Annotated in this window: 22 protein-coding genes; 10 read left to right on the forward strand and 12 right to left on the reverse strand. The window is 70.7% G+C overall.

Going from position 1 to position 25,559, the window contains the following annotated elements; translation table 11 throughout:
* A partial coding sequence (gene atzF, locus OEY_RS0101540) for an allophanate hydrolase (RefSeq protein WP_010592188.1) occupies window positions 1–1,527 on the forward strand: 1,527 nt, incomplete at its 5' end.
* Window positions 1,528–1,580: 53 nt separating this feature from the next.
* On the opposite strand, the gene OEY_RS0101545 is transcribed toward atzF, so the two are convergent.
* The 6 genes from OEY_RS0101545 to OEY_RS0101570 all read right to left on the reverse strand — a co-directional run bounded on the left by OEY_RS0101545 (window position 1,581) and on the right by OEY_RS0101570 (window position 9,143).
* The gene (locus OEY_RS0101545) at window positions 1,581–2,474 is read right to left on the reverse strand and encodes a hypothetical protein (protein ID WP_010592189.1); all 894 of its coding nucleotides are present in this window, start codon (window positions 2,472–2,474) and stop codon (window positions 1,581–1,583) included.
* A gap of 169 nt (window positions 2,475–2,643) precedes the next feature.
* Window positions 2,644–4,047 (reverse strand): fatty acid desaturase family protein, encoded by a 1,404-nt coding sequence (locus OEY_RS0101550; RefSeq protein ID WP_010592190.1) that lies wholly within the window; start codon window positions 4,045–4,047, stop codon window positions 2,644–2,646.
* A 16-nt stretch (window positions 4,048–4,063) separates the two neighbouring features.
* Window positions 4,064–5,161: a ferredoxin reductase gene (locus tag OEY_RS0101555; protein WP_029539850.1), complete on the reverse strand. Its 1,098-nt coding sequence runs from the start codon at window positions 5,159–5,161 to the stop codon at window positions 4,064–4,066.
* Between the two features lie 150 nt (window positions 5,162–5,311).
* A complete protein-coding gene (lpdA, locus tag OEY_RS0101560) occupies window positions 5,312–6,715 on the reverse strand; it encodes a dihydrolipoyl dehydrogenase (protein ID WP_003937446.1) in 1,404 nt (467 codons plus the stop codon).
* 135 nt (window positions 6,716–6,850) lie between these two features.
* Window positions 6,851–7,690 (reverse strand): SDR family oxidoreductase, encoded by an 840-nt coding sequence (locus tag OEY_RS0101565; protein ID WP_010592192.1) that lies wholly within the window; start codon window positions 7,688–7,690, stop codon window positions 6,851–6,853.
* Between the two features lie 136 nt (window positions 7,691–7,826).
* A complete protein-coding gene (locus OEY_RS0101570; RefSeq protein ID WP_010592193.1) occupies window positions 7,827–9,143 on the reverse strand; it encodes a wax ester/triacylglycerol synthase domain-containing protein in 1,317 nt (438 codons plus the stop codon).
* A gap of 84 nt (window positions 9,144–9,227) precedes the next feature.
* Between OEY_RS0101570 and OEY_RS0101575 the strand changes: the two genes are divergently transcribed.
* Complete coding sequence (locus OEY_RS0101575; protein ID WP_010592194.1) at window positions 9,228–11,240, forward strand: prolyl oligopeptidase family serine peptidase; 2,013 nt, start codon at window positions 9,228–9,230, stop codon at window positions 11,238–11,240.
* Window positions 11,241–11,243: 3 nt separating this feature from the next.
* On the opposite strand, the gene OEY_RS0101580 is transcribed toward OEY_RS0101575, so the two are convergent.
* Together OEY_RS0101580 and OEY_RS0101585 are read right to left on the reverse strand one after the other, a co-directional pair.
* On the reverse strand, window positions 11,244–12,095 hold the full coding sequence (locus OEY_RS0101580; protein WP_010592195.1) for an alpha/beta hydrolase family protein: 852 nt from the start codon (window positions 12,093–12,095) through the stop codon (window positions 11,244–11,246).
* Window positions 12,096–12,104: 9 nt separating this feature from the next.
* Window positions 12,105–13,136, reverse strand: a complete 1,032-nt coding sequence (locus tag OEY_RS0101585; RefSeq protein ID WP_010592196.1) for a patatin-like phospholipase family protein — start codon at window positions 13,134–13,136, stop codon at window positions 12,105–12,107.
* Window positions 13,137–13,310: 174 nt separating this feature from the next.
* Between OEY_RS0101585 and OEY_RS0101590 the strand changes: the two genes are divergently transcribed.
* From OEY_RS0101590 to OEY_RS0101605, 4 genes are all read left to right on the forward strand, one after another.
* Entirely contained in the window at window positions 13,311–13,643 is a 333-nt protein-coding gene (locus tag OEY_RS0101590) for a PASTA domain-containing protein (RefSeq protein ID WP_010592197.1), read from the forward strand.
* A 93-nt stretch (window positions 13,644–13,736) separates the two neighbouring features.
* Complete coding sequence (locus tag OEY_RS0101595) at window positions 13,737–14,120, forward strand: phage holin family protein (protein WP_003937439.1); 384 nt, start codon at window positions 13,737–13,739, stop codon at window positions 14,118–14,120.
* A gap of 85 nt (window positions 14,121–14,205) precedes the next feature.
* Window positions 14,206–14,412 carry a PspC domain-containing protein gene (locus OEY_RS0101600; protein WP_010592198.1) on the forward strand — a complete coding sequence of 69 codons (207 nt, stop codon included), beginning with the start codon at window positions 14,206–14,208 and terminating at the stop codon, window positions 14,410–14,412.
* Between the two features lie 113 nt (window positions 14,413–14,525).
* Window positions 14,526–15,515, forward strand: a complete 990-nt coding sequence (locus OEY_RS0101605; RefSeq protein WP_029539851.1) for a bile acid:sodium symporter family protein — start codon at window positions 14,526–14,528, stop codon at window positions 15,513–15,515.
* A 467-nt stretch (window positions 15,516–15,982) separates the two neighbouring features.
* Here OEY_RS0101605 and groL read toward each other — a convergent pair whose 3' ends face one another.
* The 4 genes from groL to htpG all read right to left on the reverse strand — a co-directional run bounded on the left by groL (window position 15,983) and on the right by htpG (window position 21,299).
* Window positions 15,983–17,608, reverse strand: a complete 1,626-nt coding sequence (gene groL, locus OEY_RS0101615; protein WP_010592200.1) for a chaperonin GroEL — start codon at window positions 17,606–17,608, stop codon at window positions 15,983–15,985.
* 249 nt (window positions 17,609–17,857) lie between these two features.
* Window positions 17,858–18,385, reverse strand: a complete 528-nt coding sequence (locus OEY_RS0101620; RefSeq protein WP_010592201.1) for a DUF6764 family protein — start codon at window positions 18,383–18,385, stop codon at window positions 17,858–17,860.
* 100 nt (window positions 18,386–18,485) lie between these two features.
* Window positions 18,486–19,262: an HAD-IIA family hydrolase gene (locus OEY_RS0101625; RefSeq protein WP_010592202.1), complete on the reverse strand. Its 777-nt coding sequence runs from the start codon at window positions 19,260–19,262 to the stop codon at window positions 18,486–18,488.
* Between the two features lie 105 nt (window positions 19,263–19,367).
* On the reverse strand, window positions 19,368–21,299 hold the full coding sequence (gene htpG, locus OEY_RS0101630) for a molecular chaperone HtpG (RefSeq protein ID WP_010592203.1): 1,932 nt from the start codon (window positions 21,297–21,299) through the stop codon (window positions 19,368–19,370).
* 198 nt (window positions 21,300–21,497) lie between these two features.
* Here htpG and hutU point away from each other — a divergent pair, with 198 nt between their 5' ends.
* The 4 genes from hutU to OEY_RS29595 all read left to right on the forward strand — a co-directional run.
* Window positions 21,498–23,180: a urocanate hydratase gene (hutU, locus tag OEY_RS0101635; RefSeq protein ID WP_051009355.1), complete on the forward strand. Its 1,683-nt coding sequence runs from the start codon at window positions 21,498–21,500 to the stop codon at window positions 23,178–23,180.
* Between the two features lie 4 nt (window positions 23,181–23,184).
* Window positions 23,185–24,369, forward strand: coding sequence for an imidazolonepropionase (gene hutI / locus OEY_RS0101640; protein WP_010592205.1), 1,185 nt, complete (start codon window positions 23,185–23,187; stop codon window positions 24,367–24,369).
* On the forward strand, window positions 24,366–25,361 hold the full coding sequence (gene hutG, locus OEY_RS0101645; RefSeq protein WP_010592206.1) for a formimidoylglutamase: 996 nt from the start codon (window positions 24,366–24,368) through the stop codon (window positions 25,359–25,361). The genes hutI and hutG overlap by 4 nt, the downstream gene beginning before the upstream one ends.
* Before the next feature lie 37 nt (window positions 25,362–25,398).
* A partial coding sequence (locus tag OEY_RS29595) for an FAD-dependent oxidoreductase (RefSeq protein ID WP_010592207.1) occupies window positions 25,399–25,559 on the forward strand: 161 nt, incomplete at its 3' end.

Here is a 25,559-nt window from a genome sequence, read left to right on the forward strand (position 1 = left end):
CTCGTGGCGGTGAAGGACAACGTGGACGTCGCCGGGATGCCGACCACGGCGGGCTGTCCCGAATTCGCGTACACCCCCACCGATACCGCGGCGGGCGTCGCGCGGCTCGTCGACGCCGGCGCGGTGATCCTGGGCAAGACCAATCTCGACCAGTTCGCCACCGGTCTCGTCGGCACCCGCAGCCCGTACGGCGCGGTGCGCTGCTCCTGGGATCCGGAACGGGTGTCGGGCGGCTCGAGTTCGGGTTCGGCGACGGCGGTCGCGCTCGGCATCGCGGACATCGGGATCGGTACCGACACCGCGGGTTCCGGCCGGGTCCCGGCCGCGCTGCAGGGTCTGGTGGGGATCAAGGCCACGCTGGGCGTGATCCCCGCCCACGGCGTGGTGCCGGCATGCGTGGACTACGACTGCCTCACGGTGTTCGCCACGTCGCTCGACCTGGCGGCGACCGCCGCGGCGGTCATGGCCGGGCCGGAACCACGCGACCCGCGCAGCCGGACGTGGCCGGCCGACGTACCGTTCGCGGCGCCCGCGTCGCCGCGGGTCGCGGTTCCGCGCGCCGAGAATCTCGTCGCGCTGTGCGACGACTACCGGGACGCATTCGCGCGCACCGTCGGCGCGGCGCGCGACGCCGGGATGGAGGTGACCGAGGTCGACGTCACCCCGCTCCTGGAGGCCGCGACACTGCTCTACGACGGCGCCGTCGTCGCCCAGCGGTATGCGGCCGTCGGCGAGTTCCTGGCGACGAACCCCGCCGGAGCCGATCCGACGGTCGCGGCGATCGTCGCGGCCGCGGAGCACCCGGCGGCGCACGAGCTGGTGGCCGACCTCGACGCGCTGACCCACGCCAAGGCGTTCGCGGCGGGCCTGCTGGACGGGTTCGACGGGCTGTTGCTGCCCACCACCACCGAGCACCCGACGATCGCGGCGGTGCAGTCCGACCCGATCGGGATCAACCGGCGGATGGGCACGTTCACGAACTTCTGCAATCTGCTCGACATGGCGGCCGTCGCGGTACCGGGTGCACCGACCGCCGAGGATCGTCCCTTCGGGGTGATGTTCGTCGTGCCGGCCTTCGCCGATCAGATCGCTGTCGATCTCGCGGCCCGGCTGACGGGTGTCCCCACGCCGAAGTTCGTCTCGGGCGGGGTGGAGCTGGCGGTGTTCGGGGCGCACCTGCGCGGCCAGCCGTTGCACGTCCAACTGGAGCAGATCGGTGCCCGGTTCGTCGACGAGGTCCGCACCTCCGACGCGTACCGGCTGACGGCGCTGAGGACCACTCCCCCGAAGCCCGGTCTCGTCCGGCACGGCGCGGGCCGGGGCGCGCCGATCGCCGGCGAGCTCTTCCGGCTCTCCGAGGCGGGCCTCGGCCGGTTTCTGGCCGCACTGCCCGCTCCGATGACGCTCACCAGCGTCGAACTCTCGGACGGGCGCTGGGTCGTCGGTTTCGGTTGCACGCACGACGCCGCGGCGGACGCCGTCGACATCACCGAGTTCGGCGGCTGGGTGGCCTACCGGACGCGCTGAATCGGTGCGCGACTTCGGAATCTGCCCACGCCACGGCGTGGGCGGATTCCGGTTCACCGCTTCGATTTCCGAGCGACGGCCCGGGCGAATCTCTCGGCGACGAGGTCGAACCGCTCCAGGTCCGCCCACGTCCACCGGACGACCTCGAGGCCGAGATCGCGCAGCGCGTCCTCGCGGTGCTTCTCGGCCACGAGGTCGCGTCGGTCGGAGTACTTTCCGGCGCCGTCGAACTCGCCGACGACGCCCGGGGTTTCCCAGAAGAAGTCCACCCGGTACCGGCGTCCGTCCCGAGCCACGACCTCGTGTTGCAGTTCGGGCCGCGGCAGGCCGCATCGCGTCATCCGCAGGCGAGACAACGACTCTCCGACACTCTCGCTGCGCCCGTCGAGCAGACGCACCGCGGCGGCCGCCCGGGACACCCCGGTGCGGTGGCGGGCGGCGGTGAGAACATCCGGCAGGCGTTCCCGCGCGGACGGTTCGGCGCGCAGGCCGGAGTCCCCGGCGACGACGGCCTCGTCGAGCGGCAACGACCGCGCGAGGTCGACGATGGTGCGCGCCACCGAGGTGACGTGGACGCCGTCGACTGCGACGACGTCGCCGTCGCGCCAGTCGGTCCCGTGCACGTGGAGGTACGTGGTCCTGCGCCCGCTCGCGGATGCCCGCGAGACGTGCACCCGGCGCAGGTCGACGTTCCACAGGTCCAGTCCGAGCAGGACGGCGGCAGACACGTGGCTGAGTGCCTCCCCGGGGCGGAGAGCCGCGGCGAAGTGCCGCGCCAGGACCCGGTGGCGGCTCACGTCGTCGAGGGACGCGACGTCGGTGCGGCGCAGATAGACGCCGGGTTTCAGCGCAACGAGGTCTCCGGCACGCAGCGCCGCCCGGATCCGGTCGTCCGGCACGCCTTGCGTCAGGAGGTCCTGTCTCGTCACGGCGATGGGATCGGTCATGCAAGGAGGGTGACGCACCGCTCGGGCGGCCGCGGCTCGACTTTGCGCGGACCGGCACATCTGGGGATGAAGCCGCAGCCTGTGGATAACCGGGATTCCCACGGCGTTTCGGAATCCGCTCACGCCACGACGTGAGCGGATTCCGAAGGGGCGCGCGAATCCGCGATCGTCAGCGCGGCGGCGGCTCGACCTCCACGCCACCGTGCTCGTGCTCCGGACCGGCGGCCGGGTGGTCTGCCGGCAGCCGGCTGCGGAAGCGGGCCGCCTCGCTCGGCGCCGTCTTGCGCGACGGATCGTCCGCGCTGTGGTACGGACCGGGCTTCGGTCGCGGCTTGCCGCCGGGGAACGCGAGGCGCAGGATCGTCCGGTGCACGGTGCCCCACTGCTTCGACAGGGGTCCGGTGTTGTACGGCAGCCCGTACCGCTCGCAGATGTCCTTCACCGCGGGCGCCACCTCGGAGTACCGGGTGCTCGGCATGTCGGGGTAGAGGTGGTGTTCGACCTGGTAGCCGAGGTTTCCGCTGATGACGTGGAACAGCGGACTGCCCTCGATGTTGGCCGCGCCGACCAGCTGGCGGACGTACCATCCGCCGCGGCTCTCGTTCTCCACCTCCTTCCGGCTGAAGGTGTACGTCTGGTCCGGGAAGTGCCCGCAGAAGATGATCGCGTGCGACCACACGTTGCGGATGATGTTGGCGGTGAAGTCCGCCGCCAGGGTGGCCAGGAACGTCTTCTCCACGCCCGGCAGGACCTTGTCGAGCACGTCGGCGACGGCGTCGGCCCGCGGGGCGGCACCGCCGCGCCCGAGACGGCCGAGTCCGCGCAGCCGGCGTCCGATGCGAGAGGTCCGCGGCTGCGGGATCCGCCCTCCCGACAGCAGCGCCGCGGCCGCGAACGCGCCGGCCGAGACCAGGGGCCAACCCACGTAGTCCTTGACGAACTGCCGCCGCGCCTTGCCCGCGATGCCCTTCAGCTCCTCGAGCACCTGCCCCGGCGTCTTCTCTCCCGCCCACAACGCATCGAGGTCGAGGTCGTGCAGCGCCACCCCCCACTCGAAGAACGCCATGAGCAGCACGTTGTAGAACGGCTGGGCCAGGTAGACCGGGTGCCACTTCTGGTGCGGATCGATCCGCATGATCTCGTACCCGAGATCCTTGTCCTTGCCGCGGATGTTCGTGAAGGTGTGGTGGATGTAGTTGTGGGAGTGCTTCCAGCCCGCCGCGGTCGAGGCGGTGTCCCAGTCCCACACCGACGAATGGATGTCCGGATCGTTCATCCAGTCCCACTGCCCGTGCATGACGTTGTGGCCGATCTCCATGTTCTCGAGAATCTTGGCCATGCCGAGGCATGCCGTGCCCGCGACCCAGGCCGACTTCGACGCCGAACCCAGGAGCAGCGCACGGCCGGCGACGGCGAGCTGTCGCTGCGTCGCGATCACGGTCTTGATGTAGCGACGGTCCCGCTCCCCCAGCTCGGAGTAGACCCTGTCGTGGATGGCGTCGAACTCCTTCGCCAACGCGTCCAGCGTTTCCTCGCTCAGATGCGCGAGTGGACTCTCGATCTCCGTCGTCATCTCGCGTTCCTTCCGTTCACAGCTCGATTTCGATGTCGCCTTCGGCGGTGTGGATGCAGGTGCGGACCGCAGCGCCGACGGGTTCGGCGACCTCGTCCGTGCGCAGGTCCCGCACCTTGCCGGAGCGCAGCGTGCCCACGCAGGTATGGCAGATCCCGATCCGGCATCCGTACGGAAGCTGCAGACCCGCCTTCTCGCCCGCCACCAGGATCGGCGTGCCGCCGTCGCATTCGACGTCGGCCTCGCTGTCGAGGAAGTGGACCGTGCCGCCTTCACCCGATCCCGCATTCCCGCCGATGATCGGCTGGAAACGCTCCATGTGGAGTTTTTTCGGATCACCGTGGTCGTTCCAGTGCTCGACGAATGCGTCGAGCATGTCGCCGGGGCCGGAGCAGAACGCCTCCCGCTCCCGCCAGTCGGGGCACAGCTCGTCCAGATCGGCCGGCGTCATGCGGCCCTGCTCCGCGGTGAGCCGCAGCACCAGCCGGAACCCGGACCGGCGTGCCTCGAGGTCACGCAACGTGGAAGCGAAGATGACCTCGTCGGCGGTGCGCGCCGAGTGCACCAGAACGACGTCGTCGAGGCGGTCGCGGTGGTCCAGGCTGCGCAGCATGCTCATGATGGGGGTGATACCGCTGCCGGCACTGACGAACAGCATCTTCGCAGGCAGTGGATCGGGCAGGGTGAACACGCCCTCGACCTCGCCGAGCCGCACCACGTCGCCGGGCCGGATGCGGCGCACCAGGTACGGCGAGACCACGCCGGTCTCGACCACCTTCGGGGTGACGCTGATCAGTCCGTCCTCGGGATCGGGATCGGAGGTCAGCGAGTAGGCGCGCCAGTGGTAGACGCCGTCGATGATCACGCCCAGTCGTACGTATTGACCGGGGCGGTGCCCGCGCCACTCGTACGCGGGACGGATCAGTACGGACGCCGCGTCGGGCCCTTCCGGCACCACCCGCTCGACCCGGCCCCGCAACTCCCTCGTGGTCCACAGGGGATTGATCATCTCGAGGTAGTCGTCGGGCCGGAGAGGAGTGAAGAGGTGTCGGACGGCGCGCAACATCATCTTGCGCACCGGATGCACCGTGGGACGCGCCCCCCGTTCTGCCATGCCGACAACGTACCCCGCGTCACGGGTATCCAATCAGGTTTCGTCTCCCGAGACGACGACAGCCCGCGGCGACGTTTCGGTCACCGCGGGCTGAGGCCGGTACATCCGAGCGGGGATCTGCCCGCGCGGAGGATCTTCGACGCGCCGGGATCAGAAGTTGATCATGTGGCCTGCGAGGCCGTGGATGGCCTCCTGCAGTGCCTCGCTCAGCGTCGGGTGGGTGTGGACGTTGCGGGCCAGTTCGTTGACCGTCAGGTCCCACTTCTGCGCGAGGGTCAGCTCGGGCAGGAGCTCGGAGACGTCGGGGCCGATCAGGTGGCCGCCGAGCAGCTCGCCGTGCTTGTTGTCGGCGATCAGCTTGACGAAGCCGTTGGGATCGCCGAGGCCGTGGGCCTTGCCGTTCGCGGTGAAGGGGAAGGTGGCGACCTTGACGTCGTAGCCCTCGTCGCGGGCCTGCTGCTCGGTCAGGCCGAAGCTGGCGACCTGCGGCTGGCAGAACGTCGCGCGCGGCATCATCCGGTAGTCGTCGAAGGTGAGGGTCTCGGCGCCGCCGATGGTCTCGGCCGCGACCACGCCCATCGCCTCGGCGACGTGCGCGAGCATGAGCTTGGCGGTGACGTCACCGATGGCGTAGATGTGCGGCACGTTGGTGCGCATCACGTCGTCGATGGCGATCGCGCCCCGGTCGGTGAGTTCGACGCCGGTGTTCTCGAGGCCGAAGCCCTCCACCCGCGGGGCGAACCCGACGGACTGCATGACCTTGTCGACGACCACGGACTCGACGTTGCCCGACTTGTTGTCCTTGATCGCGACGGTCACCTTGTTGCCGTCGTCGTCGATGGACTGCACCGCGGCCCCGGTCATGATCTTCACGCCGAGCTTCTTGTACGCCTTCGCGATCTCCTTGGAGACGTCGGCGTCCTCGTTGGGCAGCGCCCGGTCGAGGAACTCGACGATGGTGACGTCCACGCCGTAGTTCTTCAGCACGTAGCCGAACTCCATGCCGATGGCGCCGGCGCCGACGATCAGGATCGAGCCCGGCAGGTCGCGGGTGAGGATCTGCTCCTCGTAGGTGACGACGTTCTCGCTCAGCTGCGTGCCGGGCAGCAGCTTGGTCACCGACCCGGTCGCGATGATCGCGTTGTCGAAGGTGACCGTCTCGGTCCCGCCCTTGTTGAGCTCGACCGAGATGGTGTTGGCATCGACGAACGAGCCGGCACCGTCGTATTCGGTGATCTTGTTCTTCTTCATCAGGAAGTGCACGCCCTTGACGCGGCCGTCCGCGACCTTGCGGCTGCGGTCCATGGCCGCGCCGAAGTCGAAGGACACGTCCCCGGACATGCCGAACGTCTTGGCCTCTTTCGTGAAGAGATGCGCCAGTTCGGCATTGCGGAGAAGCGCCTTGGAGGGAATGCAGCCCACGTTCAGGCAGACACCACCCCAGTACTTCTTCTCGATGATGGCGGTGCTCAGGCCCAGCTGTGCCGCGCGGATAGCAGCGACGTACCCACCGGGACCGGCTCCGAGGACAACGACGTCATAGTGTGAGGTCACGAACAAACAGCGTAGACCTGCCGCTCCGGCGTGTCTGCGGATGGTCCGGTTACTCGCCGGTAGTCCCGGCACCGGGCACGAATCGGGCGTGCACACGGGGTCGAACGGGGCGGAAACCGTATGCGCAGCCCGCGGTCAGCGGCGGAAGCTCCGCATCCGCCGCACGTAGCGCAGCACCTTCCGCACCGGCACCGGTCGCGGCCAGTCGACGGCGCGGAACCACGCCTCGCTGCCGCCGTCGACCACCACGACCGAGCCCACGAGGAAGTCCGCGGCCGGGGACAGCATGAACTCCACCCACTCGGCGATCCGGTCCGGCTCGCCGAACCCGCCGATCGGGACGGGGAAACTCCGGACCCGGTCACCCTCCGGGCTCGCGAGCTGGGTGTCGAGGAGGGGGGTCGCCACCGCGCCCGGCGCGAGGATGTTCAGGCGGATCCCCGCCCCCGCCCAGTCCGGGGTCACCGCGTTCCGGCGCACCCAGTGCGTGACGGCAATCTTCGACGCGGCGTAGGTGAAGGGAGCGGCCGCGGGCCGGATCCGTCCCGCCCGCCGCACCCCTTTGTCGAGGTCGCCGGCGAGGAACGCCCGCACCGCCGACATGGGCACGGCGGGGGTGGTGGTCGTCGAATTCGACCCGAACACGACGACCTTGCTGTTCCCGGCCGCCGCGAGTGCCGGGCGCCACCCTTCGAGCAACTCGATCACGCCCCGGACGTTGACCTGGGCGAGGGTCTGCTCCTTGCCGGGCACCGGGCCGAGACCCGCGGCGAGCACCGCACCGTCGAGCCGGTTCCCGGCGCGCTCGAGGGTCCGACGCACCGCCGCGGCCCGCCCCGCCGGGGTCGCGAGGTCGGCGACGACGTCGCCCTCCTTCAGGTCGACGGTGATCACGGTGTGGCCCGCGGCCCGCAGCCGGTCCGCGCTCGCCGCGCCCATGCCGGACGCCGCCCCGGTCACCGCGTACACGCCCATCGCCACTCCCTCGTCGATCCGGTTCCGACCGGCACGCTACCGCCGGAGCCGCCCCGAACCAAGCAGTTGCTCGCCCGCCACCTCGGGGCCTCCGGGCGCGCCTGTCCTACGCGCGCGAGCCGCGCGACGGCGCCCCCTACGCGCGCGCGAGCCGCGCGACGGCGCCGCGCAGCAAGCTCTCGTACCGGTCCAGCTCCCCAAGCCCGATCACCTGCGGACTGGTGGTGATCGACAACGTGACCGCGTCGCCGATTCCGTGCACGCCGTGGGTCAGGCCCATGACAGGCGACAACCCCGGGAAACCGGCGGTGAAGCGCACGGCGGCCCCGCCGAGCACCAGGTCGTCCGCGCCGCGGTACACGCTGGACACGACCGTGTTGCCGGTGACGGTTCGCGGCACCGCACCCAGGTCGGCGCGGGCGAGCCCGAACCGCAACAGCGGCGCCGGAAGGTGCGCGAACGGACGGCCCCGGAGATCCACGGCCGGATGCACGAGCCGTCGTCGCCGCAGCGCCAGGTCGGCGGCGATCGCCGCGGCACGCTCCCGGGGATCGTCCACGTGCGCGAACAGCCGGACACCGGCGCTGCGGTAGGAGTTGCGCGCCGTCCCGTTCGGGGCGACGGAGACCGGCACCTCCGCGCCGAGCCGGTCGGCCGGGAAGTCGCCGAGGAACTCGCCGAGCGCGGACGCGATCGCGGTCAGTGCACCGACGGTCACGGTCCCCACCGTGCGCAGGTCCGTCGCGGAGCACACGATCGTCCGCACCGCACGCCCCGGGCCGGGGTCGGTGTTCACGGCGCTCAGCGGACATCCCGGGGCCGCCGGCGGGACAGCCGGATCGGCCAGGTCCCGTTCGGCGCGGCCCGCGCGTACCCCCGTCGCCAGCAGTGCGCCCAGCTGGATCGGCACCCGGGCCACGGCACGCAGCAGCATCGCCGGCACCGACGGCGCCTCCGGCCCCGTCGGGGTACCGTCGGCGGCCGGGCCCGTACCCGACAGCAACGCCCGGGCCAGGACCGAGGCGCGCATCCCGTCCGCGAAGGCGTGCGAAACCTGCAGCACCACAACGGTTGCGGTTGTGGCGCAGCGGGGCGCCCCCGTCACGCCGGCCAGCAGATGCACTCGCCACGGCGAGGTCGTGATGTCGAGCCGGTCGGTGAGCAGTTCACCGAGGGCCCGCTGCACTCCCGGCCAGGACGGATCCGGCAGCCGGTGCACGACGAACCGGTCGGCGCCGACTAGCCCCGCCGCCCAGTACGGATAGTCCAGACGACCCGGCACCGGCACGGCGCGCAACCGGAGTTCGGGGACGGCCGACGCCCGATGCCGAAGCTCGGTCACCAGGGTGTCCGGGTCGCCGGCTTCCCCTTCGAAACAGAACAGCAGGAACTGGTCGCTGCGGACACGGTCGTCGAGCCAGTCCCGCAGGGCGTCGGAGGGATGCAACTGCATTCCGCCAGTGTGGCGGGCGCGGCGCGGGAGCCGCGCCCGCGGTCCCCGCCGGGTCGTCCCGGGCCGGATGGGTAAGAATTGCCTATGGCCGACGACACGAACGACCCGCACCTCTGGCTCGAGGACGTCACCGGCGACGACCAGCTCGGGTGGGTGCGCGCGCACAACGACCGCACCGTCGACGAATACACCCGCACGGAGGCGTTCGGGACGCTGCAGTCCCGGATCCGGGAGGTGCTCGACACCGACGCGCGCATCCCGTACGCGCGGCGCCGCGGTGAGTATCTGTACAACTACTGGCGCGACGCTCGGCACGTGCGCGGCCTGTGGCGGCGGACCACCATGGAGCAGTACCTGCGCGACGAACCGGACTGGGACGTGCTGGTCGACCTCGACGCGGTCGCCGAGGCGGAGGGCGAGAACTGGGTGTGGTCGGGGGCGCAGGTGCTGCGACCCGACCAGTCCCGGGCCCTGATCGGACTGTCACGCGGCGGCGCCGACGCCACCGTGATCCGCGAGTTCGACATGGAGTCACGGAAATTCGTCGACGGACCGGACAGTTTCACGGTGCCGGAGGCGAAGACCGACATCGGCTGGATCGATGCGGACACCGTGTACGTCGGCACCGACTTCGGCGACGGCTCGCTCACCGACTCCGGGTACCCGCGCCTGGCCAAGCGCTGGCGCCGCGGTACGCCGCTGGCGGAGGCCGAGACGGTGTACGAGGGCGACAGATCCGACGTCGCCGTCTCCGCCTGGTACGACCGCACGGGTTTCGAGCGCAGTTTCGTCGAGCGCGCGATCGACTTCTACACGTCGCACCGGTTCGAACTGCGGCCCGACGGGGAACTTGTCCGGATCGAGGCCCCGGACGATGCGAAGGTCTCCGTGTACCGCGACCACCTGCTGATCCGGACCCGGTCGCCGTGGCTCGGACATCCGGCGGGCACCCTGCTGGCCGCGAACTACCCGGATTTCCTGGCCGGCTCCCGGGAGATGACGGTGCTGTTCGCGCCGGACGCGCACAGCTCGCTGGAACAGTACGCCTGGACGCGCAACCACCTGCTGACGGTCGTGCTGCGCGACGTGCAGACCGAGGTGCGGGTGCTCACCCCGGGCGTGGACGGGTGGACCGATCGGCCGGTCGACGACGTGCCGCCCGCGACCACCACCTCCGTGATCGACGTCGATCCGCTCGAGAGCGACGAATTCTTCCTCAACTCCAGCGGTTTCACCGTGCCCGCGACGCTGCTGTCCGGCACGGTCGGCGGGCCGCTGGCGTCGATCAAGCAGGCACCGGCGTTCTTCGAAGCCGAGAACATCACCGCCACACAGCATTTCGCCACTTCGGACGACGGGACCCGGATTCCGTACTTCGTGGTCGGCCGCGACACCTCGTCCCCGGCTCCGACCCTGCTGTACGGCTACGGCGGATTCGAGAACTCGATGGTGCCGGCGTACAGCGGCGGTGTCGGCCTGGCGTGGCTCGAACGCGGGTACACGTACGTGATCGCCAACATCCGCGGCGGCGGCGAGTACGGGCCGCAGTGGCACACCCAGGCGCTGAAGGAGAACCGGCACAAGGTGTTCGAGGACTTCGCCTCGGTGGCACGAGATCTGGTCGCGCGGGGCATCACCACCGCCGATCGTCTCGGCATCCAGGGTGGGAGCAACGGCGGCCTGCTCATGGGCGTGATGCTCACCCGCTACCCCGAACTGTTCGGGACGATCGTGTGCCAGGTGCCGCTCCTCGACATGAAGCGCTACCACCTGCTGCTCGCCGGAACGTCGTGGATGGCCGAGTACGGCGACCCCGACAACCCCGACGAGTGGGCCTACCTGCGCGAGTACTCGCCGTACCAGAACACCGCCGCGGACGCGAAGTACCCGCCGATCCTCATCACCACGTCGACGCGGGACGACCGGGTGCACCCCGGGCACGCCCGGAAGATGGTGGCGCGGCTCGAGGAACAGGGCCACGAGGTCTGGTACTATGAGAACATCGAGGGCGGCCACGGCGGTGCCGCGGACAACGCCCAGGCCGCCTTCAAGGCGGCGCTGACGTTCACGTTCCTCGAACGCATGCTGTCCGGGTAGAACTCACCGGTCCTTCAACCAGGCCGCGATGCGGTCGACGGTGTCCGCGTTGTCGCGAATCCAGCCGTTGTGCCCCAGCGGCCGGGACTGGTGCCACGTCGTCACGTCCGCGCCCGGCATCTTCTCGAGCAGGTGCCGGGCGGCGGCGACCGGCGTGAGGTCGTCGCCCTCGACAGTGACGGACAGGACCGGCGGGCTCAGCTCGGGGAGCCGCTGCTCGTAGTCGACGTCGGCGTCGCGGGGCTCGAAACGCCCGCTCCGGGCCAGGCGCGCCCAGTCCGAGATGAGCTGCCGGGACTGGCGACCGAAACCGGCGACGTCGAGCCGGTCGCCGGGCCAGAATCCGGCGATGCTCGCGGTGATCGACATCGCCGCGGACCCGAGGAGCAGACCCGGCCCGCGGATGCCCGCGTGGTGGCGGTAGTACGGGGTCCCCGCGGCGACGAGGACCAGCCCGCCGAGCCGTCCGGGGTTGCGGGCGGCATAGAGCGCCCCGAGCTGCCCGCCCATCGAATGCCCCAGCAGGTACGGGGTGGAGTCGAGGAACCGCTCGTGCACCACCTCCAGCATGGCCGGCAGGTCGACGGCCACCAGCTCCTGGTAGCCGTAGTCGCTGTCGGGTCCGGGGCGGGGCCGGCTGTCGCCCTGTCCGGGCAGCTCGCAGAGCGCGGCGTCGAACCCGTGCGCGGTCAGGGCGTCGGCGAAGGGCTCGTAGTAGCCCGCCGGAATGCCGAGACCGGGCAGGATCACCACCACGGGCCGCGGCGCGTCGATGCGGGCCGGTTGTTCCGGACCGGGGAACAGGCGAACGGGTGTCGTCGTGCCGCCCGGCAGCTGGATCGGTACGGTCTCCACCGGCTCAGCCTAGGCGGTTCCGGTGTCCGGGTCAGGCGGTTCGGCCGCCGGCGCGGTCCCGAGTCCCGCGGCGTCGAGGGCGGACTCGGTGAGGCTGCGGCCGAGCGCGATCATCTCCGCCGCGCGGTGGAAGTCGAGACTGCGACCCGACTTGCGGGGGATGCGGATGAGCACGTCCGGCGGGTACCCGGCGAGCTGGTAGCGGGCCAGGGCCGACTGCATCAGATCGAGCGAGCGGTTCATCACCTCGAAACGGCTCAGCTTCGGGACCGGGACCGGATCGTCGACGACCTCGGCGTCCTCGGATGCCACGTCCTCCGCGGCGTCGCTGCGCGCCCCCGGCCCACCGCCGAAACGACCCACCATCGAGCGGACGACGTCCCGCTCCAGCAGTTGCGCGGCGCTGCGGCGGAATCGGCCGATCCACTCGTCGACCGGTCGCGGCTCCGCACTCGCGTGGGCCGGGGCGCCGCCGTCGACGTCGCGTTCCTCGGCCCCGAGACTGACACCGATGGTGACGTCGGCACCCGCGGCGAGGATCGGGGCGAGCGGCAGCGGATCGAGGATCCCGCCGTCCGCGAGCACCCGCCCGTTGAGCACGTACGGGGTGATCACGCCGGGAATCGCGATGGACGCGCGGATCGCCACGTCGACGGGGCCGCGCTGGAACCAGACGGATCGTCCGGCGGCCAGGTCCGTCGCGACGGCCGTGTACGGGATCCGCAGCCCCTCGATGGGGGTGTCGCCGAGGATCTCGCGCACCTTGTCGAGGATCTTCTCGGCGTGGATGGCGCCCGGCGCGGACAGCGACACGTCGAGCAGCCGCAGCACGTCGAGCTGCGTCAACGACGTCGCCCAGCGGGTGTAGTCGTCGAGCCTGCCCGCCGCGTACAACCCGCCCACGAGCGCGCCCATGGACGAGCCCGCCACGCCGGCGATCTCGAGTCCGCGTTCCTCGAGCGCCTCGATCACGCCGATGTGCGCGTAGCCGCGGGCGCCCCCGCTGCCCAGGGCGAGCGCCACCCGCGTCGGTCCGGCCATGCCCAGATCCTACGGAGCCTTGCCGGTGCGCACCCCGAGACGGAAGTTCAGGGTGCGGATCGGGGCGTCACCCGATGTGGAACCGGTCCTGCGCCCGGCACGCTCGACGGCATGACATGCACTTCGAGCAGTTCCCTCGTCGTACCCGAAACCGCGCGCCGCTCAGGACGTTCGATGCGCGCCTCGATCGCCGCCGGGTGCGCGGCGGTGCTGCTGGGCGCCGGGGCGGCGGTGTTGCCGGGCGCCGGGACGGCGGCGGCGCGGCCGGTCCCGAACGTGGTCGGCATGAGCGAACAGCACGCCCGGGCCACGCTCGAGGCGCAGGGCGTGCCGTACAACGTGGTCAACCGCGCGGGCGCGGCGTCCGGACACTGCCACGTCACCGGCCAGCGCGACCGGGGCTACCGCACCGAGGTCGACATGCAGTACGACCACGAGAAGAACGAGTTCGAACGGGTCGAGACGCCGATCTGGCAAGGCGTGGGCCTGACGGTGGTCTGCAACTGACGAGTTCTCGCCGACGATCGGGCGAGCCGGGATTCCGGCCCGCCCGATCGTCTTTCCGGTTCACCGACCGGCTCCGGAGGCTACTCTCCTGGCATGGTCCGTCTGCTCGCGTCCGCGGTCGTCGCACTGCTCGCCAATGCACTGGCGCTGCTCGTCGGCGCCTGGGTCCTGCCCGGCATGTCGCTCGACGGCGTCGCCTTCGTCATCGCCGTCGCCCTGTTCACCGTGACGGCGATGCTCGTCGACCCGCTGCTGCGCCAGCTGGCGGTCACCAAGACCCCGGCACTCCTGGGCAGCAGCGCGCTCGTCTCGACGCTGGTCGCGCTGATCGTCACCTCCCTCGTGAGCGACGGGCTGCAGATCCGTGGCGCGGCGACCTGGATCCTCGCGACGGTCATCGTGTGGGCCGTCGCGCTGGTCGCCCGGATGCTGCTGCCCTTGGTGGTCTTCAAGAAGACGCTCGCCAAGAATCGCTGAGGACGCACCCCGAGACGAAAGATCAGGGTCGGAATCGGGGCGTCACCCGATGTGGCGGGCAGGCCCGCGGCGGCACTCTTGTCGCATGACATTCGAGAACAACACCCCCGCTCCCCGTCCCTTCGCCCGTTCCCGCTCGCAGCGCATGCTCGGCGGTGTGTGCGGCGGTCTCGCCGAGTACTTCAGCATCGACGTCAACCTCGTCCGTGCCGGCGTGGTGGTCGCCGCGTTCGTGACCGGAGGCGGCGCCGCCCTGGTCTACCTGGCGCTGTGGATGCTGCTGCCGGAGTGACGGCGGGCCTGCACCCCTTCCACGAAGCGTGCACCCGCTCCGGAACGTCGGAGAGGGTGCACGCTTCCCACACCGGGTGTCGGCTCGCCCCGGCGGTGTCCTAGCGTCGACTCATGTTCTCCAGGATTCCCGTGCTCGGTCGCCTCGACCCGTTCCTCGTCGGCATCCTCACCACCGTCGCGGTCGCGGGACTGCTGCCGGCCTCGGGCACGGCCCTGAACATCTTCACGTGGGCTGCGAAGATCGCCATCGGTCTGCTGTTCTTCCTCTACGGGGCGCGACTGTCCACGCGTGAGGCGTTCGAGGGCCTCCGGCACTGGCGCCTGCACCTGACGATCCTCGCCACCACGTTCGCGCTGTTTCCGCTGCTCGGGCTGGCGACGAAGATGCTGGTGCCGACCGTCCTGACCGAACCGCTGTATCTCGGGGTCCTCTACCTGTGCCTGCTGCCGTCGACTGTGCAGTCGTCGATCGCGCTGGTCTCCGTGGCCCGCGGCAACATCGCGGGTGCGGTCGTCTCCGCCAGTGCCTCGAGCCTGCTGGGCATCGTCGTGACGCCGCTGCTCGTCGCGCTGACGATGACCACGCAGGGCGTGACGTTCAGTGCCTCCGCGGTGCTCGACATCGTGCTCATGCTGCTGGTCCCGTTCCTGGCCGGCCAGCTCCTGCGCCGCTGGATCGGCGGATGGGTCGGCAGGCACGGCGGGCCGCTGAAGATCGTCGACCGCGGCTCGATCCTGCTCGTCGTGTACGTCGCGTTCAGTCGCGGCATGAACGAGGGCATCTGGTCGAGCCTGTCGCTCGGGCGGCTGCTCGCCCTGGCGGGTGTGTGCCTCGTGCTGCTCGCCCTGGTCCTGGCGCTCACGTGGTTCGGCGCACCGCGCCTGGGCTTCGCCTACGAGGACCGCGCGACGATCCTGTTCTGCGGTTCGACCAAGTCCCTGGCCACGGGCCTGCCGATGGCGACGGTCCTGTTCCCGGGCCAGCCGATCGGACTGATCGTCCTGCCGCTCATGCTGTTCCACCAGATCCAGCTGCTGGTGTGCGCGGCGATCGCGGCGCGGCTGGCGAAGCGCGCGGCCGCCCCGGCCGTCGCGGTCTGACCCGGTCGGCACCTCACACGAACGCAGCCGCAGCGGCGGGAGATCCCGGCGCTGCGGCTGCGATTCGGGTGTGCTCTCGGGCCGGGACTAGTCCGCGCTGCCCGAGCCGAGGTCGGCGATCAGTTCGAGGATGGGCGTGATGAGGTCGAGCAGGCTGCCGATCATGATCTTCTCCGTCCAGGTCGTGGGTGGCCGCTAGTCGTCTGCACTCAGCGAGTCCAGAACTTCCAGCAGATCGAAGTTTTCGAGCACCCAGCCGATGATGTCCGCGAGAGATCCCATGGCGACTCCTCCTTGATTTCGTCCGTGTCACGGATGCGCGGTCCTGGAAGTACGGCCGCGACGCCATTGTTACAAGAGTCGACGACCCGAGAACGCAGAAATCGGAGAAATCACCCGAACGACCGACGCCACGAGGCCCGGCCCCACCGAAGTGGAACCGGGCCTCGAAGACGGTCGGGGGTGGATCAGAAGTCCATGCCACCCATGCCACCGGTCGGGTCGCCGGCGGGAGCGGCGGCCTTCTCCGGCTTGTCGGCGACGACAGCCTCGGTGGTCAGGAACAGCGCCGCGATGGACGCCGCGTTCTGCAGCGCCGAGCGGGTGACCTTGACCGGATCGTTGATGCCCGCGCCCAGCAGGTCCTCGTACTCGCCGGTGGCGGCGTTGAGGCCGTGACCGGCGGGCAGGTTGCGCACCTTCTCGGCGACGACGCCGGGCTCGAGGCCGGCATTGAAGGCGATCTGCTTCAGCGGAGCCTCGAGGGCGACCTTGACGATGTTGGCACCGGTGGCCTCGTCACCCTCGAGCTTCAGGTCGTCCAGAACCGGAGCGGCCTGCAGCAGCGCGACGCCGCCGCCGGCGACGATGCCCTCCTCGACCGCAGCCTTGGCGTTGCGGACGGCATCCTCGATGCGGTGCTTGCGCTCCTTGAGCTCGACCTCGGTGGCGGCGCCGGCCTTGATGACCGCGACACCGCCGGCCAGCTTGGCCAGGCGCTCCTGCAGCTTCTCGCGGTCGTAGTCCGAGTCCGACGCCTCGATCTCGGCACGGATCTGGTTCACGCGACCGGCGATGGCGTCGGCGTCGCCGGCACCGTCGACGATGGTGGTCTCGTCCTTGGTGACGACGACCTTGCGCGCACGGCCGAGCAGCTCGAGGCCGGCGGTCTCGAGGGAGAGACCGACCTCTTCGCTGATGACCTCGCCACCGGTGAGGATGGCGATGTCGGCGAGCTGGGCCTTGCGACGGTCACCGAAGCCGGGGGCCTTGACGGCGACCGACTTGAAGGTGCCACGGATCTTGTTGACGACCAGCGTGGACAGGGCCTCGCCCTCGACGTCCTCGGCGATGATCGCGAGCGGCTTGCCGGACTGGATGACCTTCTCCAGCAGCGGCAGCAGGTCCTTGACGGTCGAGATCTTGCCCGACACGAGCAGGATGTAGGCGTCCTCGAGCACGGCCTCCTGACGCTCGGCGTCGGTGGCGAAGTACAGCGAGATGTAGCCCTTGTCGAAGCGCATACCCTCGGTCAGCTCGAGCTGGAGGCCGAAGGTGTTGGACTCCTCGACGGTGATGACGCCTTCCTTGCCCACCTTGTCGATGGCCTCGGCGATCAGTTCACCGATCGCGGGGTCGCCCGCGGAGATGCCGGCGGTGGCGCCGATCTGCTCCTTGGTCTCGACCTCCTTGGCGGTGTCGAGCAGCTTGGCGGTGACGGCCTCGACGGCCTTCTCGATGCCGCGCTTGAGACCGAGCGGGTTCGCACCGGCAGCGACGTTGCGCAGACCCTCGCGCACCAGCGCCTGGGCGAGCACGGTGGCGGTGGTGGTGCCGTCACCCGCGACGTCGTCCGTCTTCTTGGCAACTTCCTTGACCAGCTCGGCGCCGATCTTCTCGTACGGGTCCTCGAGCTCGATCTCCTTGGCGATGGACACACCATCGTTGGTGATCGTGGGGGCGCCCCACTTCTTCTCGAGCACGACGTTGCGACCCTTGGGCCCCAACGTCACCTTGACAGCGTCGGCGAGGCTGTTCAGGCCCCGCTCGAGGCCGCGACGGGCCTCTTCGTCGAACGCGATGATCTTGGCCATTGCGAAGTGATCCTCCGGATATGGGGGTGACACGCAGGGCGACCGCTCGTCGGGTCGCCCCATGTACGCCTTCGGCCGGAAGCAGTGCCCGCGACGGACGACCAGGGGTGTCGATATTCCCGGCCTCACCGTCCCGACCTGGCACTCACGTGTTGCGAGTGCCAAGAGCATTCTTAGCACTCGAGGGTGGCGAGTGCAAGGTTTGGAGCACCCGCCACCCTCGTCGTGCAGGACCGGTCCGGGGTGGGCTCAGCGACGCGTGGAACCGACGCCGACGGCGCACCACTGGCCGGTGGCCGTGTTGACCGCGAACGACTGCGGACCGACGCAGGTCACGCCGGTCGGATCGGCCGTCGCCCCCGAACCCCAGCCGGCGACGGACACCGTCGTCACCGGGCCCTGGGCCGAGGAATGGCTCAGCCCGCCGCCGAGGGCGTACGCGTAGGCGCGGCCACCGTCCCCGGCGCCGCTCAAGGCCGTCCCGAAGCCCGTCGCACGGGCTTCGGCCGCGCCGGCCGTCCGGGCCGACGACACCGCGGTGCCGCTCTCGGAGGCGAAGGAGTGGGCCGTGCCGCCCTCGGTGGCCGTCGCACCGCAGCTCGCGGCGTCGGACACCAGGATCTCGTTGGCCGACGGCGGCGACACGCACGTCACCGGTGCCGCCGCGGCGGTGCCCACGCCGAGCAGGGCCGCCGATGCGACACCGAGAGCGGCGACCACACCGGCCCGGAGGAGACGGCGGGGGACTACGACGGCACGGATGGATCGGATGGACAACAAGGTCTCCTCTGCGCTGGGCCGGGGCTCGGATACTGCGGACGGGGGCGACTCCCCCGGCGCGAGGGTACCGGCCGGACCCTTCCGGAGCGAGAGGTCTTCAGAGCGTGTCGAGCAGCTCCGGCAGGTCGGCCACCGAATCGATCACCCGGTCGGGACGCTCGACCGCGAGATCGAGCACCGACTGCCGAAACTTGCCGGTGCGCACCAGGATTCCCGTCATACCGAGGCGCTGGCCCGGAATGACCTCGGCGTGGAGATCGTCGCCCACCACCGCCATCCGGTCCGGTTCGGTGCCCATCAGCTCGGCCGCGGCGAGAAAGCCCCGCATCGACGGCTTCCCGACCGCGACGACGGTCTGCCCGCTCAGTTCCTCGAGACCCGGCAGGTAGACGCCGGTGTCGATGTGCAACCCGTCCGCGGCCTGCCACGTGGCGCCGCGGTGCATCGCCACCACCGGCACCCCGTCGAGCATCAGTTCGGCGACACGGCTGAGGGCGCGGTGACTGAACTCCGGCCCGGCCCCGCCCAGCACGACCACCTCGGGATCGTCCTCGTCGCGCACGATGCCCGCGAGGTCCGCCTCCACGTCGCCGTGGTTGAGCACCCAGCAGCGCCGGTCCGGGTAGGTCTGCCGCAGATACTCGGCGGTGAGGGACGCGGCCGTCACGATCTCGGCGGGTTCGACCGGCATGCCCAGGCCGGAGAGGGTCTCGGCGATCTGCGCACACGTCCGCGACGTGGTGTTGGTCAGGAAGGCCCGATGCACGCCGCGCTCACGAAGCCCGGCGAGCACCTCGGCGGCGCCCGGCACGGGCACCCACGACGTCACGATCACGCCCTCGATATCGAACAACACCCCGTCCACACCGGCCATGGTGCGAGCCTATCGGGTCGCCCCGCCCCCGCCGCCCACGGACCGAATGTCACATCGCGTCGATCGGATCGACGCGATGTGACATTCGGCCGGAAGGGTGAGCGGCTACAGCGTGCGCGCGAGGCGATCGGCGAGCAGGCGGGCGAACGCCGCCGGGTCGTCGAGTTCGCCGCCCTCCGCGAGCAGCGCGGTGCCGTACAGCAATTCGGCGGTCTCACCGAGCGTCGGATCGTCGGCGCGCTGAGCGTGCGCGTCGCGCAGGGCCGTGACCAACGGATGGTCCGGGTTGAGCTCGAGGATGCGCTTGGTGTGCGGGACGGGCTGGCCCGACGCCCGGTACATCCGCTCGAGGGTGGGCGACATGGCGAACGTGTCGCCGACGAGGCACGCGGGCGACGTGGTCAGCCGCGACGACAACCGCACCTGCTTCACATGCTCGTCGAGCGTCTCGCCGAGCCACGACAGCAGGTCGGCGTACTCCTTCTCCCGCTCCTCGCGCTCGGCCTCCGCGGCCTTCTTCTCGTCCTCGGTACCCAGGTCCACCTCGCCCTTGGCGATCGACTGGAACCGCTTGCCCTCGAACTCGGGGACGGACCCCACCCACATCTCGTCGACCGGGTCGGTGAGCAGCAGCACCTCGAGCCCCTTGGCGCGGAACGCCTCCATGTGCGGCGAACTCTCGATCTGCTGCCGGGACTCGCCGGTCATGTAGAAGATCTCGTCCTGGCCCTCCTGCATCCGCGCGACGTACTCGGCGAGCGTCGTCGTCGCGTCCTCGCTGTGCGTGGACTCGAACGAGGACACGGCGAGCAGGGTGTCGCGGTTGTCGAAGTCCGAGAGCAGACCCTCCTTGAGGACCCGGCCGAACTGCGACCAGAACGTCCGGTACTTCTCCGGCTCGGTGGCCGCCATGTCCTTGATCGTCGACAGCACCTTCTTGGTGAGCCGCCGGCGGATCGCGCGGATCTGCCTGTCCTGCTGCAGAATCTCGCGGGAGACGTTGAGCGACAGGTCCTGTGCGTCGACCACGCCCTTGACGAAGCGCAGGTACTCCGGGACCAGTTCCTCGCAGTCGTCCATGATGAACACGCGCTTGACGTAGAGGTGGATCCCGGTCTTGCGCTCACGCATGAACAGGTCGAACGGCGCCTGCGACGGAATGAACAGCAGCGCCTGGTATTCGAACGTGCCCTCGGCCTTCATCGGGATGACCTCGAGCGGCTCGTCCCACGCGTGGCTGACGTGCTTGTAGAACTCGTTGTACTCCTCGGCGGAGACGTCGTCCTTCGAGCGCGCCCACAGCGCCTTCATCGAGTTCAGGGTCTCGGTCTCGCGGACCACCTCGGCGACGGACCCCTCACCCTCGGCCGGCTCGGTGTGTTCGACCTGCATCCGGATCGGCCACGCGATGAAATCCGAGTAGCGTTTGACGATCTCCTTGATCTTCCACTCGGCCGTGTAGTCGAACAGGTGGTCCTCGGTGTCCTCCGGCTTGAGATGCAGCGTCACCGACGTGCCCTGGGGTGCGCCCTCGACCGTCTCGATCGTGTACGTCGCCTCACCGCTCGACTCCCACCGGGTGCCGTCGTGCTCCCCTGCCTTGCGGGTCAGCAGGGTGACCTTGTCGGCGACCATGAAGGTCGAGTAGAAGCCGACGCCGAACTGCCCGATGAGCTCTGCCGGCGCAGCCGATTCCTGCGCCTCGCGCAGCTTGCGCCGCAGTTCCGCCGTGCCCGACTTCGCGAGGGTGCCGATCAGGTCGACCACCTCGTCCCGCGACATGCCGATGCCGTTGTCGCGGACGGTGAGGGTGCGCTGCTCCTTGTCGACCTCGATCTCGATGTGCAGGTCCGAGGTGTCGACCTGCAGGTCCTTGTTGCGGAATGCCTCGAGCTTGAGCTTGTCCAGCGCGTCCGACGAGTTGGAGACGAGTTCCCGGAGGAAGGTGTCCTTGTTCGAATACACCGAGTGGATCAGCAGATCCAGCAGCTGACGAGTCTCCGCCTGGAACTCGAGCTGTTCGATACCCGTAGTCATGGATGGTTCCCTTCGACAGCAGAACGTTCGACGAAATCGTACGACCGGTCCGGTCCACTGTTCCAAGGGGCCGCGCCCGGGCCGCGGGCGGCACTCGGTCTCGGATCCGACACATCCGCCCGGACCTGTTGTCGTGGGGTGCTCCACCGCAGTGTCATGGAGTGAGGCGAAGGCGCGCCGGTGTCGAGAGGAGGCCCCATGGCCACCGGAACAACCCCCTCCCCCGGGCCCGGACCGCGGCCCGTGCGCGCCCCGCGCGGCCCCGGGTTGCGGTGCCGGGGCTGGCAGCAGGAGGGCGCGCTGCGACTGCTGATGAACAACCTCGACCCCGACGTCGCCGAACGGCCGGACGACCTGGTGGTCTACGGCGGCACCGGCCGGGCGGTCCGCAACTGGGCCGCATTCGACGCGATCGTGCGGACCCTCGAGACCCTCGGCGACGACGAGACGCTGCTCGTGCAGTCCGGCAAACCCGTCGGGGTGCTGCGCACCCACGAGTGGGCACCGCGCGTGCTGCTGGCCAACTCGAACCTGGTCGGCGACTGGGCGAACTGGGAGGAGTTCCGCCGCCTGGAGGCGCTGGGACTGACGATGTACGGGCAGATGACCGCCGGGTCCTGGATCTACATCGGCTCGCAGGGCATCCTGCAGGGAACCTACGAGACGTTCGGGGCCGTCGCCCGCGCGCGGTTCGGGGGCACTCTCGCCGGAACGGTCACCCTCACCGCGGGCCTGGGCGGCATGGGCGGGGCGCAGCCGCTGGCGATCACGATGAACGAGGGTGTGGCGGTCTGCGTCGAGGTCGACGAGGCCCGGGTCGACCGCCGGCTCGCGCAGGGCTTCCTCGACACCAAGGCCGACGGCGTCGAAGCGGCGCTGGCCGAGGCGCTCGCGGCACGGGATGCGCGGCAACCACGCTCGATCGGAGTGGTCGGAAACGCCGCCGACGTCGTGCCGGAGCTGCTCGCGATGCAGGCCCCGATCGACATCGTCACCGATCAGACCTCGGCCCACGACCCGCTGTCCTACCTGCCGCGCGGGGTGACGGTCGAGGAGTGGCCCACCCTCGCGGCGAAGGACCCCGTGTGGTTCACCGAGCAGGCCCGCCGGTCGATGGCCCGGCACGTGGAAGCCATGGTCGGGTTCCTCGATCGCGGCGCCGAGGTGTTCGACTACGGCAACTCCATCCGCGACGAGGCCCGCAAGGGCGGCTTCGACCGGGCGTTCGCGTTTCCCGGCTTCGTCCCCGCGTACCTCCGTCCGCTGTTCGAGGAGGGCCGCGGACCGTTCCGGTGGGTCGCGCTGTCGGGCGATCCCGCGGACATCGCCGCCACCGATCGCGCCGTGCTCGAACTGTTCCCCGAGAACGAGCATCTCGCCCGATGGCTCACGCTGGCCGGACGCGCGGTGCCGTTCCAGGGGCTGCCGGCCCGCATCTGCTGGCTCGGCTACGGCGAACGGGACCGGGCGGGCCTGAGGTTCAACGAGATGGTCGCCGCCGGAGAGCTCTCCGCTCCGATCGCCATCGGCCGGGACCACCTCGACGCCGGGTCGGTCGCCTCGCCGTACCGCGAGACCGAGGCGATGGCCGACGGTTCGGACGCGATCGCCGACTGGCCGCTGCTCAACGCCCTGGTCAACACGGCGTCCGGGGCATCGTGGGTGTCGATCCACCACGGCGGCGGGGTCGGTATCGGCCGGTCGCTGCACGCCGGACAGGTGTGCATCGCCGACGGCACCGACCTCGCCGCGCGCAAGCTCGAGCGGGTGCTGACGAACGACCCCGGCACCGGCGTCCTCCGGCACGCCGACGCCGGGTATTCCCGGGCCACCGAGGTCGCGGCGCGTCGCGGACTGCGCATCCCGATGCGGGAGAGCTGACGCCATGTCGCCCGGACGGAACTGGACCCTGCTCGACAACATCGGCTGCCTCGTCACGAACGACCCGGAGCTGGGCCGGGGCCCGCTGGGGGTGCTCGTCGACGCCGCCGTCGTCGTCGGCGAGGGTCTGGTGCGGTGGGTGGGGCCGAGCGCACGGATCCCCGAGGGCGCCGCCGGGACCCGGCACGACCTGCAGGGCCGAGCCGTGCTGCCCGGGTTCGTGGACAGTCACGCCCATCTCGTGTTCGCCGGTGAGCGCGCCGAGGAGTTCGCCGCCCGGATGGCCGGTGTGCCCTACACGGCCGGTGGGATCGCCACGACGATCGCGGCGACCCGCGCGGCGACCGATCGCGCGCTCGCGGCGACGGCGTCGCGGCTCGTCGCGGAGGGCTGGGGGTCCGGGACGACGACGGTCGAGTGCAAGTCCGGGTACGGCCAGTCCGTCGCCGACGAACTGCGCAGCCTGCAGATCGCCGAGGTGTACACACCCGAGACGACGTTGCTCGCCGCGCACGTCGTGCCGCCGGAGTTCGCGCGCCGCCCCGACGACTACGTCCGGCTGGTGTGCGAGGAGATGGTTCCCGCGTGCGCTCCGCACGCCAGGTGGATCGACGTGTTCTGCGAGCGGGGCGCGTTCGACGCCGATCAGTGCCGGGCCGTGCTGCAGGCGGGGATGGCGCACGGCCTCACCCCGCGGGTGCACGGCAACCAGCTCGGTCCCGGGCCCGGCGTGCAGCTGGCGGTGGAGCTCGGCGCGGCGTCGGTGGACCACGTCACGTACACGACGGCGGCGGACGTGGCGGCGCTCGCCGGTTCCGGCACGGTCGCGACGCTGCTGCCGGGCGCCGACTTCTGCACGCGCAACCGGTATCCGGACGCGCGGGCACTGCTGGACGCGGGCGTGACCGTCGCCCTGGCCACCGACTGCAACCCCGGCACCTCCTACCTGACGAGCATGCCGTTCTGCGTCGCGCTGGCGGTGCGCGAGATGCACATGAGCCCGGAGGAGGCGGTCGGTGCGGCGACCGCCGGTGGCGCCGCGGCGCTGCGCCGCACCGACGTCGGCGTCGTCCGGGAGGGCGCACGGGCAGATCTGATCGCGCTGGACGCCCCGTCGTATCTGCACCTGGCGTACCGGCCGGGTGTGCAGCTGATCCGTGAGGTCTGGCTGGAGGGACTTTTGATGTGACGATTCCGGTCGACGTGCCGCCGGTGCCGTGGACGGGCCGCGACGACGGGCCCGGTGTCGAACACCTGCGCTGGCACGGCGTGGTCTCGCCGCTGCCGGCGGACGCGGCGCGGGCTCAGGTCCTGATCGGATTCCGCAGTGACGAGGGCGTGCGCCGCAACCAGGGGCGGGCCGGCGCGGTGGACGGGCCGGTCGCGTTGCGGCGCGCCCTGGCGTCGCTGGCGCTGCCCGCGCCGGCCGTCATCCACGATGCCGGTGACATCGAGGTGCGCGGCGGCGCCCTCGACGACGGGCAGCGCCGTCTCGGTGCCGCGGTCGCCGCGCTGCTCGACGCGGAGCACGCGGTGGTGGTTCTCGGCGGCGGGCACGAGGTCGCCTTCGGCAGCTACCTGGGCTGGGCGGGGTCCGCGGCGGCGCGGTCCGGGGCCCGGTGGGGCGTGCTGAACCTGGACGCGCACTTCGACCTGCGGGCCGCGCCCGTCGCGACGTCGGGCACCCCGTTCCGGCAGATGGCCGAACGCGAACGCGAGCAGGGCCGGTCGCTGCGCTACGCGGTGGTGGGCATCGCGCAGCCGAGCAACACGGCCGCGCTGTTCGCCGCCGCGGACGCGATCGGGGCGCGGTACCTGCTGGACGACGAGTGCCGCGCCACGAACCTGCTCGTCGTGGAGACGTTCGTGGAGGAGTTCGTCCGCGATCTGGACGCGGTGCATCTGACGATCGATCTCGATGTGCTGCCCGGCTGGGTGGCGCCCGGGGTGAGCGCCCCGGCGGCCTGCGGGGTCGCGTTCGAGGTGGTGCAGCACGTGTGCGACGTCGTGGCGCGCAGCGGCCGGCTCGCGCTCGTCGACGTCGCCGAACTGGCGCCGGCCTTCGACGTCGACGGGCGGACGGCGCGGGCGGCGGCGCGGCTGATCCACCGGATCGTCACGGGCCGGCCGGACGACGGCCACCCTCGGTTCGCGGGCACCGAACCCGCCGGCGGTCCATGATGGAGGTGATGGGGTACCTCGAGATCGGGAGTGCGTCATGGCGATTCGTCGGGTCGTCGTCGTCGGGGCGGGCTTCGCCGGCCTGTCGACGGCGTGGTTCCTGCAGGAGCGCGGCGTCGAGGTCACGGTGCTCGACCGGACCGGGGTGGCGGCGGATGCGTCGTGGGGCAACGCCGGCTGGCTGGGGGCCCCGCCGGC

It is taken from the genome of Rhodococcus sp. P14 (genome assembly GCF_000256505.1).
GTDB lineage: Bacteria > Actinomycetota > Actinomycetes > Mycobacteriales > Mycobacteriaceae > Rhodococcus > Rhodococcus ruber.